Source organism: Nostoc flagelliforme FACHB-838 (genome assembly GCF_014698065.1).
Lineage (GTDB): Bacteria > Cyanobacteriota > Cyanobacteriia > Cyanobacteriales > Nostocaceae > Nostoc > Nostoc flagelliforme_B.
This window is the reverse complement of record NZ_JACJSI010000144.1, coordinates 1-15,401: the sequence shown is the minus strand read 5'-3', so window position 1 is coordinate 15,401 and position 15,401 is coordinate 1. Positions and strand designations below refer to the sequence as shown.

At 39.9% G+C, this 15,401-nt stretch carries 11 protein-coding genes and 2 pseudogenes; 10 read left to right on the top strand and 3 right to left on the bottom strand.

What is annotated here, in order from left to right:
- From H6G97_RS33475 to H6G97_RS33440, 8 genes and pseudogenes are all read left to right on the top strand, one after another.
- The coding region (locus H6G97_RS33475; RefSeq protein ID WP_190941080.1) for a transposase at nucleotides 1-351 on the top strand (351 nt) is incomplete at its 5' end.
- Nucleotides 352-385: 34 nt separating this feature from the next.
- A pseudogene (locus tag H6G97_RS33470) lies at nucleotides 386-925 on the top strand (IS1 family transposase); the annotation flags it as partial.
- 514 nt (nucleotides 926-1,439) lie between these two features.
- Nucleotides 1,440-2,723 carry a DUF389 domain-containing protein gene (locus tag H6G97_RS33465; protein WP_190944739.1) on the top strand — a complete coding sequence of 428 codons (1,284 nt, stop codon included), beginning with the start codon at nucleotides 1,440-1,442 and terminating at the stop codon, nucleotides 2,721-2,723.
- 8 nt (nucleotides 2,724-2,731) lie between these two features.
- Complete coding sequence (locus H6G97_RS33460) at nucleotides 2,732-3,547, top strand: ion transporter (protein WP_190944738.1); 816 nt, start codon at nucleotides 2,732-2,734, stop codon at nucleotides 3,545-3,547.
- 32 nt (nucleotides 3,548-3,579) lie between these two features.
- A complete protein-coding gene (locus H6G97_RS33455) occupies nucleotides 3,580-4,587 on the top strand; it encodes a mechanosensitive ion channel family protein (RefSeq protein WP_190944737.1) in 1,008 nt (335 codons plus the stop codon).
- Nucleotides 4,584-5,933 carry a DUF2254 domain-containing protein gene (locus H6G97_RS33450; protein ID WP_190944736.1) on the top strand — a complete coding sequence of 450 codons (1,350 nt, stop codon included), beginning with the start codon at nucleotides 4,584-4,586 and terminating at the stop codon, nucleotides 5,931-5,933. Before H6G97_RS33455 ends, H6G97_RS33450 begins: the two co-directional genes overlap by 4 nt.
- Before the next feature lie 44 nt (nucleotides 5,934-5,977).
- Nucleotides 5,978-6,577: a DUF2238 domain-containing protein gene (locus H6G97_RS33445; protein WP_190944735.1), complete on the top strand. Its 600-nt coding sequence runs from the start codon at nucleotides 5,978-5,980 to the stop codon at nucleotides 6,575-6,577.
- A gap of 30 nt (nucleotides 6,578-6,607) precedes the next feature.
- On the top strand, nucleotides 6,608-7,831 hold the full coding sequence (locus H6G97_RS33440; RefSeq protein ID WP_190944734.1) for an HhoA/HhoB/HtrA family serine endopeptidase: 1,224 nt from the start codon (nucleotides 6,608-6,610) through the stop codon (nucleotides 7,829-7,831).
- 32 nt (nucleotides 7,832-7,863) lie between these two features.
- Here the strand turns inward: H6G97_RS33440 and H6G97_RS33435 are convergent.
- Nucleotides 7,864-8,283: pseudogene (locus H6G97_RS33435) on the bottom strand (AI-2E family transporter); the annotation flags it as partial.
- A 477-nt stretch (nucleotides 8,284-8,760) separates the two neighbouring features.
- On the opposite strand from H6G97_RS33435, the gene H6G97_RS33430 reads away from it, so the two are divergent.
- Nucleotides 8,761-10,782 (top strand): serine hydrolase domain-containing protein, encoded by a 2,022-nt coding sequence (locus H6G97_RS33430; protein WP_242055564.1) that lies wholly within the window; start codon nucleotides 8,761-8,763, stop codon nucleotides 10,780-10,782.
- Between the two features lie 103 nt (nucleotides 10,783-10,885).
- A complete protein-coding gene (locus H6G97_RS33425; RefSeq protein WP_242055562.1) occupies nucleotides 10,886-11,782 on the top strand; it encodes a transposase in 897 nt (298 codons plus the stop codon).
- A 198-nt stretch (nucleotides 11,783-11,980) separates the two neighbouring features.
- On the opposite strand, the gene H6G97_RS33420 is transcribed toward H6G97_RS33425, so the two are convergent.
- Together H6G97_RS33420 and H6G97_RS33415 are read right to left on the bottom strand one after the other, a co-directional pair.
- A complete protein-coding gene (locus tag H6G97_RS33420) occupies nucleotides 11,981-13,030 on the bottom strand; it encodes an AI-2E family transporter (RefSeq protein WP_190944733.1) in 1,050 nt (349 codons plus the stop codon).
- 43 nt (nucleotides 13,031-13,073) lie between these two features.
- A complete protein-coding gene (locus tag H6G97_RS33415) occupies nucleotides 13,074-14,882 on the bottom strand; it encodes a response regulator (protein WP_190944732.1) in 1,809 nt (602 codons plus the stop codon).
- Nucleotides 14,883-15,401 lie beyond the last annotated feature (519 nt).

The following is a 15,401-nucleotide window of genomic DNA, read 5'->3' as shown; positions in this document are numbered from 1 at the left end:
ACCTCAGCCAGTCTTCCAGAACGAGAAGGAGCGAAAAAAGTTCTCAACCGAGTTCACAATACAGGCAGTCAGGTAAAACGTTTAAATCTTATTTGGATGGACGGCGGATACCGTGGTGAAGAATTTATGCGTTGGGTGATGGATATGTTTCGCTGGATTGTGGAAATTGTGCTTCGACCATTGGAAAAGAAAGGTTTTGTCCATTTACCAAAGCGCTGGGTTGTTGAGCGAACTTTTGGTTGGCTTAACTGGTGTCGACGTTTAAGTAAAGATTATGAACGACTACCAGAAACCTCTGAGACTTTTATTTACATTGCGATGATCCGGATTATGGTCAGGCGACTGGCATAATTTTTAACTCGCTTCGACTTTTAAAACATCCTCTAAGAAGGTACATCATACAACAATAATAAATTGGGTAAAAAAGGCTGGTAAATCTTTACCCAATAGTCCTGATTATGATGAAATACCCGAAATTACCCAAGTAGACGAGCTAGAAACTTTTGTCGGTAAAAAAAACAAAGTTTGGTTGTGGACAGCAGTAAATAAAAATATTCCAGGTATTTTAGCTTGGGTTTTAGGCGATAGAAGCTCAGAAACTTTTAAAGTTCTCTGGCAGATTATAAGCTGTTGGCATTCTTATTTTTATGTGACAGATGGAAATCCTGTTTACCCTTGTTTTATTAGTAATGAAGACCATATTGTTAGTAAAACCATGACTAGAGTGGAAGGAGAAAATAGTCGTTTAAGGCATTATTTAGCTCGATTGCATCGTAAGACTTTTTGTTATTCTAAATCAGAGGAAATGCTTAGATATTCAATTCGATTAGTTATACATTATCTTAAGTATGGTACAGACGTGCTGCGGGCGCTATGTGCCCGCAAGCTTCAGGCGATGGCTACGCCCGCCGCAGGCATCGCATAATTCATACTTTGATTCAGCAACGCCAATAATTTTATAGCAATCTTATTTTAGTTGTGAAAAATATAGATTAGGGAACAAACCGCCTTCTCTGCGAGAGGCTTCCGCCAACGCGCAGCGTCCCCTTAGAGAAGGATGCATAGACACGGAGTGGCTTCCGACAGGGTAGCACGTCAAGGAAAGAAAGAATAAAGAGTATAATTTTCACGAATGATTTAGGACTGGTATAAATCTAAGTAATAAAATCTAAAGCTTGCTTTCGAGAAGAAAAATATAGCGGAGTTCTCCACGGCTTTTCCACTATTTAGATTTAATCTAAGTCTCAAACGATAAATTAGTGAAATTTTCCTTATATAACTTTTTCGCTACCTTAAGTAGCAGTTATTTTACTATGTACCCATTTTACGGACAAAAATCAAGTGTTAATTGAATATGAGATGCATCTTTAAAAAAGTCTTTCCTTGGGTAGTAGAGTTATTGTCTGAAAACGCACGATGGTTAGCGACAGGAGGGTAAAATGCGTCAACTCATTATCCAAGTACCACGGGGAAATGGAAAAGCTGTTATCGATATTGCCAAATCTCATAACGGCACAAATCTAGCTCGATTTGAAGCAAATGCAGAAGAACCGATTGATGTAGTGATTGTTCATGTTTCTAATGGAGAAGTTGGTAAAGTTTTGGAGAAGTTGCAAGACTTGCCCAAAGTACAAATTACGCTCATACCAACTGGTGTGATGACTCTGCAACCCCCTGCATCAGAAGCGGCGCAACAAGTTGTAGATGTGGAAGAACGCAGTCCGATTGAGATTTTTCTTTCTGGTTTGCAAAGTGTTGGCTCTTGGCCAGGTTTTCTTAGTTATGCAGCACTGGCAGGCTTTGTAGTCTGGATTGGCTTATATACTAGTACAGCTTACTTGCTAGTGGCGGCAATGCTGATAGCACCGTTTGCAGGTCCAGCAATGAATACAGCGATCGCTACTGCATGGGGTGATCGCAAACTCCTAGGACGGAGTATTTTACGATATTTTGCCGCTTTAGCAGTCACAATTGCCACCACTTGGCTACTTAGCCTGATATTACGGCAAGAAATTCCCACCAGTTTAATGGTAGAAAGCAGCCAGGTTTCAGCAGTCGCAGTACTTTTGCCATTGGCAGCCGGAGCCGCAGGGGCGCTCAACTTGGTGCAGTCAGAACGGAGTAGTTTAGTATCTGGGGCAGCAACGGGAATGTTAGTTGCCGCTTCTTTAGCTCCACCTGCGGGAATTGTGGGTATGGCAAGTGCAATTGGCAGATGGGACATGGTAATTTCGGAGCTATTCTTACTGTTTTTGCAATTATGCGGTATTAATTTTTCAGCAGCACTCTTGTTCCGAGTATTCGGGCTGTCTGCTCAAGGAACTCGCTATGGGCGTGGTAAAAAACGGGTATTCTTTTCTGCCTTGGTGATCACTGTCATCGCATTGGCAGGTTTACTAACTTGGCAGTTCTCTAACTCTCCTAATCTACAACGCTCTAGCCTTGCCCAACGTGCTAACGCCCAAGTTCAGAAAAGTGTGAAGCAAGTTGGTTTAGCAAAATTAGTCGAGTCGAATGTGCGCTTTACACAATCCAATATTGAAGGGCAAAATACCCTGCTATCTGTTGTTTATGTGCAGCGTCAACCGGGAGTTACAGCGTCTAGTGAAGAAATACGCTTACGCCTCACTCAATCAATTCAAACCCAATTATTGAAACAGGACTTAAATGTGACACCTTTAGTTGATGTCAACGTGCTAGAAACACCTGCTAGTAAACAATAAGACCATTTATGAGTAGTTCAAAGCTTTCAGAAAAACAAGCCCTAGAAAAAGAACGTAATGAAGTCTTGCAACAGTTGGAAGATTGGCTAGAAATTCCAATGCTAGTGCTGGGCTTTGTATGGCTAGCACTATTCATCATTGAGATCATCTGGGGATTAAACTCTTTACTGGAAGCCTTTAGCATCACTATTTGGATTATTTTTATATTAGATTTTCTACTTAAACTAGCGATCGCTCCTCATAAACCTGACTATATCAAAAGCAACTGGCTAACAGCTATTTCTTTGGTATTACCAGCGCTGCGTACTTTTCGGATTATACGGGTGGTACGGGTATTAAGAACAGCACGGGCTGTGCGAGGGCTACAACTGTTGCGAGTTATGACTCGTGCTAACCGAGGGATGCGGGTTTTAGGAGCAAGTATTAGCCGTCGAGGGTTTGGTTATGTTGTGGCGTTAACAATGATCCTTACTGTAGTAGGAGCAGCAGGGATGTATACATTTGAAAACGAAGTTCCTGTGGAATCAGGGCTGCACAGCTACAGTACTGCTTTTTGGTGGACAGCAATGCTAATGACAACGATGGGTTCTGACTATTCGCCCAAAACGCCCGAAGGTCGGGTGCTTTGTTTTTTCTTAGCGCTATATGCGTTTGCCGTGTTTGGCTATGTCACTGCAACTCTGGCGACGTTTTTTATTGGTCGTGATGCCGATGATGACAAAGCAGAGTTAGCTGGAGCAAAATCGATTCAAATGCTTCAGAGTGAAATCGCAGCATTGCGCGGGGAAATTCAAGAATTATTGCATCAAAATTCTGAGCGTTAACGTTAGCAAAAATTACTTAGTGAGGAAAGTTCATGAATGCAGAAATCTCGACAGCTTGGGATAAGGTTCAAAGCATGATAAATGGTTTCATAGCTTTGCTACCGAACATTCTATTAGGGTTAATAGTCTTCATCATCTTTTTGTTTATTGCTAGCAGAATTAAGGCACTCGTCAAGAGGTTAACTCGCAATCGTCGTTCTGCGCGAAATTTGGGACTAGTACTAGGAAGGTTAGCGCAAGGGCTAACAATTTTGATTGGGTTATTTATCGCCCTTTCCATTGTTATTCCTACATTTAAAGCTGGTAATTTGATACAACTTTTGGGAATTAGTGGTGTTGCAATTGGTTTTGCTTTCCGCGATATTTTGCAAAATTTCTTAGCTGGAATTTTAATTTTGCTGACTGAACCTTTTCAAATTGATGACCAAATTGTTTTTAAAGGCTTTGAAGGAACGGTCGAAAATATTGAAACACGCGCAACAACAATCAGAACTTATGATGGTAGGCGAATTGTCATTCCTAACTCGGAATTATTTACTAATTCTGTGACTGTCAACACTGCCTTTGATAACCGACGATTAGAGTATGATGTCGGCATTGGCTACGGCGACGATATGGACCGTGCCAAGCAGTTAATGCTAGATGCAATGCATAGTGTAAATGAAGTTTTAAAAGATCCGGCTCCTGATGTACTAGTAATGGAACTTGCCGAAAGCACTGTTAACATCCGTGTGCGTTGGTGGGTTCATCCACCACGACGCGCAGATAATCTTATTTCGCGGGATAAAGTGATTACTGCAATTAAGAAAACGCTCGTTGCAAACGGCATCGATTTGCCCTTCCCAACTCAACAAATTCTGTTCCACGACCAGACAGAAGAGACAGATGGAAACCGTTCCCGTCAGCGTGAAGGTTGGCCAGCAGGTAAAAGTGAAGTACCAAAGCCTCGCCGCATCAGCGATTCACTCAGGTTACTTGCTCAAGCACGCTCCTCAGAAGATAACAACGGTAAAGTAGATTCTCAAATCAACGAACAATGAGAAATGTCAAGATAAGCAAACTGTGGGATCAGCTCCACTCAAGTTACTGGTTCATACCGGCAGTTATGGCAGTACTAGCTACTGCTTTAGCTTTTACAATGCTTAATCTTGACCGCACAGGAAAGGTAAACATTGATTATTGGTGGGTTTATACAGGTGGAGCAGATGGGGCGCGATCGCTGTTAGGATCGGTTGCAGGTTCGATGATTAGCGTTGCTGCTACAGCCTTTTCAATTACAATTGTGGCGCTTCAGTTAGCTGCTTCTAATTTCGGTCCGCGGCTTCTGCGTAATTTTATGCAGGATACAGGTAACCAAATTGTACTTGGCACATTTATTAGTACATTTATTTACTGCTTGCTCGTATTGCGGACAATTCATGGAGAGGGAGATGGATACGAAAAGTATGTGCCACAACTTTCGGTTACAGTCGGCACTTTACTGGCAATTATTAGCATTGGTGTTTTAATTTATTTTATCCATCATGCTTCAACCATAATTCAGGCATCTCACATAATCCAAAATGTTAGTGAGGATTTACATTCAGCAATTGACCGACTATTCCCCAAAAAAATTGGGTATGGTGAACCAGAAGATAGTCTCGGAGTTGAAGAAATTCCCATGTCCTTTGAGAAGGAAGCTTTACCAATTCGAGCGAATGGAACTGGTTATTTACAAGCAATTGATGACGAAGAATTGATGAAAATTGCTTGTAAACATAATTCGCTAATACGCCTTAAGGTTAGACCGGGAAAATTTCTAATTCAAGGTAGCGATTTAGTCTTGGTTTTTCCTGGAAAAAAAGTAAATAAAAAACTTATCAAACAAATGAATGATGCCTTTATTTTGGGCAAAGAACGTACAGAGCAGCAGGATGTAGAATTTCCCATCAATCAGTTAGTAGAAATTGCCTTACGTGCCATCTCTCCTGCTGTGAATGACCCATTTACTGCAATTCGCTGTATTGACCGAATTAGCGCAGGGCTGTGCCACTTAGTTCAAAGAGATTTCCCTTCGCCCTATCGCTACGATAAAAATAAAAAATTGCGCTTCATTACTAAAGGAGTCGATTTTCAAGGATTGGTTAATCGTGCTTTTAACCAAATTCGGCAGTATGGAAAGTCGGATGCAGGAGTAACTATTCGTTTGTTAGAAGCTATAGCTGTAATTGCTACTTACACCAATAATTCTAAATATCAAGCAAGCCTGCGCCATCATGCTGACATGATTTTACAAGATAGCCGTGAAGGACTCTCCCAAGAACAAGACCGGAAAGATGTAGAAGAGAGTTATTATCAGGTAATTAAAAATTTAAATAATAATTACATTAATAAGAATTGGGATTAACCAGAAAAATGGCGTTTTAAGTTAATATTTTTGAGTTAGTAATTATGAAAAATCTGAATTGGAAAGGTTATCGAATTATCGCATGGATAGGACAGGCTGTACTAACAATTTTTGTCATAGCCGCAGCAGTTCAAGGTAAGTGGTCAAATGCCTTGGGGCTTGCATTATTTCTGGTTGTATCCTTTGTGTTTGTCATCCGAGATGATAAATTACCCACTTTATTTGATTTTTTGTTTGTGTTGGCTGCATTGCTCAATGCTACTGGTTGGGTATGGAATTTCTTTGGTATGCCAGGCCCCTATGACGAAATTGTTCATGCTTATACGACTTTTGCAATTACCCTAGCACTTAGTTTTTTAGTCTATGGTTCAATGTTGAATATATTTCGGAATCATACACTTTTGTATTTAGTGACAATTACTAGTTTTGGGATTGCTATTGGTGCTTTGTGGGAAGTCACAGAATGGTCTGCTGGTAAAATTCTCAATACTCAAGTAATTGAAAGCTTGGATGACACCATTATTGATTTAGTGATGGACTCTTTCGGGGCTGTATTAGCAGCTTTAATTAGTCTTTGGGCGTTGCGAAATTGGACAAGTCGTAATGCAGAGGCAAATCATTCGCAAACTGAGACATACATTTAAATTACATAAAATTTAATACTTTAGAGAACTATGAAGACATCAAAAAATAATTTTTTGCCTCGGAAACTAACAACTCATCTACTGCTACCTTTTATCAGCATAACGGCAGTATTTTTAAGTAGCTGTTCAACAGATTTCTCTGGAAAAGTTCGTCCTTCAATTCTTCCTTCTCCGACAGTTAAGGAGACACAAAATCAAAGTTCGCGCCCTCTAACACCAACTGCTGAGGACAACAATTTTGTGGTTGAAGTTGTCGAAAAAGTAGAACCAGCTGTAGTTCAAATTAATACTTCCCGAACTATCAAAAGCGCAGTACCACAGTTACCTGATACATTAAATGACCCATTCTTTCGGCGCTTTTTTGGTGACACTGTACCAACACAGCCTCAAGAACGAGTAGTGCGCGGTGTAGGCTCTGGTTTTATCATTGATCCTAATGGGCGGATTCTCACCAATGCTCACGTTGTTAACAATGCAGATACGGTGACGGTATCATTTTCTGACGGTCGTACTGTTGAGGGCAAAGTGCTAGGACAAGATCCGGTGAGCGATGTTGCAGTTGTGCAAATTCCTGGTAATAACTTACCAGCAGTGGAAATAGCAAATCCCGATTCTTTAAGACCAGGACAGTGGGTAGTTGCGATCGGTAATCCTTTAGGTTTACAACAAACAGTAACAGTAGGTGTTATTAGTGCGATCAATCGCTCCTTAAATCTTTCCAGCAGACCTAGTAGTTATATTCAAACCGACGCAGCAATTAATCCCGGAAACTCAGGCGGGCCACTCTTAAATGCTCGCGGTCAAGTCATAGGCGTTAACACTGCAATTATCCAAGGTGCTGAAGGTATCGGCTTTGCCATTCCTATAGATACAGCTCAACGAATTGCCCAGCAATTAATTGCTCAAGGCAAAGTAGAATATCCTTACTTAGGTCTTCAGATGGTGACACTAACACCCCAAGTGAAGAAAAGAGTCAAGGATTATCCAAACAGTAACGTCCGCATTGTAGCAGAGCAAGGAATTCTTATTATTCGCGTTATTCCTAATTCTCCTGCTGCCAGAATTGGATTGCGCTCAGGAGATGTTATTCTCCAAATTAACAATCAACCTGTTACTACGTTTGAAGAAGTTCAGCAAATTATTGAAAAGAATGGTTTAAATAACTTACAAATCCAAGTCCTACGCAATGCACAAAACTTACAATTCACAGTACAACCTGAACCACTGCCATTCCCAAATAATATCCAGTCATAAGTTTGTTAGGTAGGTAATACCTACTTGACTTTTCAAATTTTTTCAACAGATGATTCAGACTTGCTATTGGTCACAGATGATACTTCCTGTTCTTGATTATCTTTTTTATTTTCTTGCCAGTTGTTGAGTACATCCTCAACTAAAACTTCTTTTATCCATGTTTGAAACACAATTACTAATGGAACAGCGAGAAATACACCTAAAAATCCGAAAAAGCTGCCAAAAAATACCACTGCTACCAAAGTAACTGCTGGCAGCAGAGATGCTTGGCTTTTCATTACTAAAGGCACTATAACTAAACTTTCAACCTGCTGAATTCCAAAGTACAAAGCTATAACAGCGGCGATTTTCCAAGGTTCTTCATTTAATGCTAGCAGTGCAGGCGGAATCACACTCAAGGTTGGCCCAACATTTGGGATAAATTCTAATAATCCTGCCAAAATAGCATTAACTCAAAATGTAAATAGATGTAACAAGAGCGAGAAACCCGATTAATTGTCCGAATCGCACAAGCAGCCCCCAGTTTTTGTTATTTACAGCTCTTTTTCTGAGTTTAATTACTTCAAAATAGCTGTATCACTATATTTAAAAAGCCACTAAAAGACTGATTTTTTAAGACCAACTATATATCTATCGTGCGACAGAATTTAGGTGTTTTATAAGAGACTAATCTGAAAAAAGCAACCCTTGAAGGCTGTACTCATAAAAATGCAAAAACCACGCCCCAGTAATATATTGATACGTGCCTTCGTATTGATTTTTGTCAGTTTAGCTATCTTCGTGATTGGCTCAATATTCTTTAACTTGAGCAAACAATTTCAAGAAAGCCCTGAAAGTATTAAAGAGCCTGAACAGGGATTATTGAAGTAATACAGTAGGAACCTCACCAGCTAAGACTTATCTAAGTAGTAGGTTAGGAAATTTGCATTATGTATAAACCAATTAAGTTCATTTGTTGGGTAATGATAGGCATTCTATTTTTTTCGATGTCCGGCTTGCCTAGCTTGGCTAGAGATGTAAATGTACCCAAATTCCCGCTTTCAGAACCTCAACAGCAGCAACCAACTGAACCAAAGCAGCCTGTAATAACATCTCCTACTGCACCGGGATTAAGTAATCCCCAGGAATTTGAAGGCTTTGTAGACAAAATCATCAATGAAGAAATATCAAAGTCTCATGTTCCTGGCGCAGCCATTTCTGTGGTTAAAGATGGGAAACTATTTTTTGCTAAGGGCTATGGTTACGCGAACGTAGAAAAAAATATACCAGTTGTCATAGATAAAACTTTGTTTCGCGTAGCTTCCCTTTCCAAGTTATTTACAGCTACAGCAGCAATGCAATTGTACGAGCGGGGAAAGCTTGATTTGGATGCTGATATTAATAAATATCTCACTAGTTTCCAGTTAGAAAATCCATTTCCTGAACCAGCTAAAGTTGCCCAGTTGATGACACACACTGACGGTACGACGAAGCGGCGAATTGGTTTGGCAGCTCGTACCGCAGCACAAATGAAGCCATTGGGAGATTATCTAAGTAAGTATATGCCACCTGTTGTCTGGCAGCCCGGTAAACTCTACAGCTACTCCAGCCATAGCACAGCTTTGTTGGGATATTTGGTAGAAAAAGTTTCCGGTATTCCCTTTGTTGAATACATTGATAAAAACATTTTGCAGCCGTTGCAGATGGGTCGGAGTACATTTCTCCAGCCACCCCCACAGCCTTTAGCTGATGATTTGGCTGTGGGTTATCAGTATCAAAATGGTCAGTTCAAAGCTGTGCCATATCTATATTTAAATATCGCTCCAGCTGCGTCTATGAGTACGACAGCTACAGATATGGCTAATTTTATGATTGCCCATCTACAATACGGTCGCTACGAAAACTCCCGCATTTTGGAAGAAGATACTGTGCAGTTGATGCATAAGCAGCATTTCACCCATCATCCCAAATTGCCAGGTACTGGCTACAGTTTTCGTGAGCGTTTGGAAAACAATATTCGCGTGATTGGACATTTGGGAAGTTTGCGGGGTTATTTTAGCTCCCTGACTTTAATGCCTGAGCAAAATATTGGCATTTTTATTGCCACTAATAGCTTTAGTGGGGTGGCTGGCAAATTCCTAACTCAGTTTCTAGACCGCTATTTTCCTGTTGCCAATAAACTTACACCTGTTAAACCTATTGCTCTTACCGAGGAGCAACTTAATCGCTTGACTGGTACTTACCGTGATTTAGAGTATCCCCGCGACACCTTTGCTAAGGTAACCGCACCGTTTAAACATATTAATATCAAAAAAGGCGAAAACGGTACTTTGACGATTAGTACCCCTAGTTTGTTCTTCTTGGGAAGTGTTCCAAAGCACACATTAGTTCCTGTGGAACCACTGTTATTTAATAGAGTTGAAGATGATGCGTTTACTGCTTTTGGGGAAGACAGCAGGGGAAATATTGCATTTGTTTTCAATCCATTATGGTCTAAGATTGGAGCTTATGAGCGGATACCGTGGTATGGAACTATATGGGTACAGCTAGGAATTGTTGGCTTTTGTGCAATTGTTTTTCTGTCAGCCTCTATTGTTGGTTTGATAGTTCCTTTAATACGTCGCTTAAGAGGGAAGTCTTTTATAGTTGAGCAAAAGTTTAGCAGTGCTTGGGTAGTAGCTGGTATGGTTGGTACTCTCAATTTATTGTTTTTGATTGGCTTGCCTTTGTCTCTGTGGCTTATAGGTGTATGGAAACTTGTGTATGGTGTACCTGGCATTGTAGTAGCATTACTTTGCCTACCATTGATAACTACCGTTCTAGCACTTGTATTAGCTGTGTTTACTGGATTAGCTTGGGTAAATCATACCTGGTCTTTTATTAAGCGATTACATTACTCTTTGATTACTCTCGCTGGATTGATTTTTATTCCCTTGTTAGCTTACTGGAATTTATTAGGGTTTCAATTTTAAGTACACCCGTAGGGGCACGGCACGGTATGCCGTGTCCCTACACCTCGCTATATAAAAGAGTTGTCGGGAAATAAGAGAGGATAAACAGCAGTGTTAGGGAAGGATGATGCTGAATATTGAAGGTGCGCTGAAGCAAGATCGACTGTTGCGGGCATTAACTGGATTGAACCGGAAAGCATTTGATGCTCTATTGCCCAGCTTTAGCAGCATATACTTTGAGACTCAACAGACCAAGCCTCGTCAACGTGCCTTGGGCGGAGGACGCAAAGCTCGGTTGCTGACAACTCAAGACAAATTGTTTTTCATCCTTTTTTATTTCAAATGTTACCCGACTTTCGATGTGGCAGGACTGTTATTTGATATGCATTGCTCCCAAGCGCATGAGTGGATGCATCGATTGCAGCCAATATTAGAAGCGGTTTTGGGTCAGAAGATGGCACTACCGGAGCGCCATCTCGAAAGCATTGAAGCATTTTTATCACGGTTTCCCGGAGTCCAACGGGTAATGATTGATGGCACAGAGCGCCCAATTGCCCGCCCTCAAGATGCTGAACAACAAAAACAGAACTACTCCGGCAAAAAGAAACGTCATACCCGAAAACATCTAGCGGCGGTTGATGAAACCAAACGCATCTTGATCTTAAGCTTGGCGCGAGAAGGCAAATTACACACAAACGCTTTCATGACGAAGATGACATTGCAGGCAGTATACAGGCGTAAAATTCCGATTGAGGTAAACTCTGGTTTTCAGGGCATACAAAAGCAGTATGACAATCTACGTCTCCCGCACAAAAAGCCCAAAGGCGGTGAGTTAAGTGACCTTCAAAAAGCCCAGAATCGTCAATTGAGCCAATCCCGTGTAGTTTGTGAAAATGCTTTTTCTGGCGTGAAGCGATACAACGCTGTCAGTGTCATTTATCGCAATCGGATTGAAAACTTTGACGATCGCTTGATGCTGACCGCCGCAGGATTATGGAACTTCTACTTGATGGCTGCTTAATAAATCCCAATTGCAGACCACCATTATCTCACTCATCTTTTATTTCCCGACAACTCTAAGGATTACCTCTGCTGTTTTCCGTAGAGTTTAGCCAAGGGTACAGCAGTGCAACCGTGCAAAAATTTTTTTAAGTTGATGATTCCCTCATTCATGCAACAAAGCCGCGCAAAATCAATACTAAATATTAGATTCTAAATTCTAATTATCCTGCAACTCTTCAATTTCTAGTAAGCTCACAATTACTCCAGCAATGGGTATAGAAAGAAATACTCCTAATAAACCAGCTATTTGTGTCCCAACTAAAAGAGCAAAAAATACCACTAGGGGATTTAAGTGAACTGTACTTTGCATTATACGAGGCGCTATGAAATTATCTTGAATTTGTTGCAAAACTATGCAAGAAGTTAATACTTTTATGCTAACAAACCAACTACTTTGTATCAAGATAATTAAAGAAACTAAGCTAATTCCTAGTGTAGCTCCGATACCGGGTACCAGGTCCAAAACTCCCACAGTTATAGCTAGCAAAAACGGGAATGGGACATGAAAAACTGCGAAAACTAAAAAAGTGGCAATACTAAGAATTAATGAGATTAGTAATTGACCTCGTAAAAAACCGATGAAGTTTTTCTGGATAGCTGTTGCAAAACGATCGCGTTGATTAAGAGGAATTATCTTAAGAATAAGTTCCCAGACTTTTTCTCCATCAGTCAGTAGAAAAAAGGCAACTACAATAATAATGATAAATCCGAGATAACTTTCTAATAGATTGGGCAAAAATCCTAAAATCATGTTCATGGCAGACACAAACCAGTTGCGAATTTGTGTTTCTATTGCCTCTAAATTTATTGGAATATTTCGAGTAGATAATGCACTTTGTAATTGATTAATGGGATTGTTCACAGAACTAACAATTTGTAATAACAAACCTACTAATTGTTGTATTTGTGTAATCAATATATTACCAACAAATAAAAATAGAAGAATGATTGTTAAGAGACTGATGGTTATGACTGTACCCAAGGCAAAACCTCGCCTCAGGAAGCGTTCCAGGTAGCGTATAGGATAGTTAAGAATGACTGCTAAAATTGTCGCAAAGGTAAATATAAAAACTACATCTTTGAAATACCAAAAAACTTTTACTAATACCCAACCACAAGCAGCAAACAGTAAGAAACGAACTAGTGTACTAGTACTAAATTTACTCCAGAAAGTTTTTTTAGTTGGCTGTTGTTGAGGGTTATTCATATATTTGTTTATTTTTCTTGACTAAAGCTATGTTTTTAACTAGTTACCTTCGTTTGACACAGTTCAATATACGAGTGATTATTTGTGACTTTTTAGCAGTTTTGCTCACACAATCATCAGCGCCGATTGCAAATATTTGCTCAACAATATCTGCTGATAGATTATCAACCAGAAACAGTACTGGTAAAAATTTCCAGTACGGATCGTTACGTACTACCTGACAAAGCTCAATGCCATTAACATGAGGCATTTCCACATCTAAAATTAGCAAATCTGGAGAAAATTCTGCCAGAATATCCCAGAAGTAGCGTGGATCTTCAAGAATTTTTAGAGTAAGTCCTAAAGCTTCTAAAGATTGTTGTATAACAGTTAATGTCTGTGGGTCATCGTCTACAACCATGATTCTCGCTTTATTAATACGAGTTTGCTGTAAAACTTGGGCCACTGACTCCAAAATTTCGTTAGGAGGCATGGATTTTTGCAAAAAAGCACGTCCGCCAGCTCGTGCAACCTCTAGGCGTAGACGAAGCCCGCCGTAGGCATCGCTAAAATTATTTCGATTTGTAAAAACTAACACAGGTATTTGGAGTGTTCCCTGGGATAATTCTGTTATTAATTTCAAGCTATCTTTCTCAATATCAAGATCAAGTAGCACTATATCGGGATTTAAAGATGAGATTATACTTCTGGCGGTAGTGAGATTAGTAGCAATTTGAACCTGTATTTCATGATTCTGGGCCTCCTTTATCAATCCCTCAACTACTTGCTGCTCATTGCTAATTACTAATAGTAGATTTTGGGTTTGCTCAACTGGGGTTTTTTCTAAATCTCGTTGCAACTCCATCAAGAGCTTATCTAAATAAAAACATTTAGCTTGGCTAATAAATTTTTGAGTTTGAAATAAATCTTCTATCTCATTGGCTAATAACGAGCCTTTTGGAAAGCCAAAGCTACCCAAGGAACCAGCTAGCTTGTGAGCTTCTTGCTCTGCTTTTTGCCGCAATTGAGCGTCAAGCGTACCTTTTCTTAAAGCATCAGCTGCTAGTTTCAATTCTGCAATGCGCGAACCAACCTTAGCTTTGAAATTTTCCCGCTCTTGAGCAATGGCTGTTAGTAGAATTTGCTGCTGCTTTAAATCTATTTCCGGCTCAGGTTTCGGGCAACTTTGCTCATGATCTAGAGCTTTTAAACGATAACCCATTCCATAGATAGTTTCTATAAAATCATAGTTAGCACCTGCTACTTTTAGCTTTTGCCGTAAACTTTTGATATGAGATTTAATCGTATTTTCTTCAGGTGGATCTTTTTCAGCGCTCCAAAGTTGATCTACAATGGCACTCCGGCTAAAAATGCGCTGGTTGTTGCGTAAAAAAAGGTCTAAAAGACTAAATTCTTTTGCTGTTAAATTTAGAGAAATGTCTGCATAAGTCACTTCACAAGTACTAGGATCAAGACGCAAGGCTCCCCATTCCAAAACTGGAGGTAAAGAAGTATTTCCCCGACGTAATAAAGCACGAATACGAGCTGATAACTCTTGAAAATCAAATGGTTTGACTACATAATCATCTGCTCCGGCATCTAAACCGATAACTTTATCAGTTTTAGTCTCTTTTGCTGTTAAAAGAAGAATCAGCATTTGATAACCTGACTGGCGTAATTGCCGACAAAGACTTATGCCATCTAGCTTTGGCAAAACAATATCTAATAAAATCAGGTCATAGTTACAGACATTAACCAATTCCCAACCGGCTTCACCATCAGCAGCAATATCAACTACATAATTTTGTTTGGTAAGATATCTTGCTACAGCTTGAGCAAGCAAATCATCGTCCTCAACCAACAGAATTCTCATGAAAATGTTTGCTTGTAGAAGTAACCCTGAGCGCTGTAATCAAATTTACATAACTTAGGTTATGCCCTTTTCAGTTTTTTATGACATCTATCAAAGGCAAGGTTTGAGCAACAGATTCGCCCCGTCTAACCTATTTTGACAAAACTTTGTACTTAGGGCTGTTACAAGTCAGGACAGAAAAAACCTGGTAGTAATGTAGCATTAACAGAACGATACTGATACAGGCTAGAGCGAAAAGATGACGAACTTGTGATGATTGAGCAATCATTCACTCCAAAAGTTAAATAGACCGAATTAATTACACAATGTCATTGCGATCGCTCGCAATGACTATAAATATTTTTGTTCATCTAGTTAGGAATACCTACGGTATGATTACGCCGAACATCATTTGGCTAACAGCCGCCAATACTTTTCGGTTAAGCCCAAAAACAGGTAGATTGAGAGTTGTACTTGAAAACGCATCCAGCTAATGCAACTTAAGGAATTTTCGTTGGTATCACTTTTAGTGGAATCGGG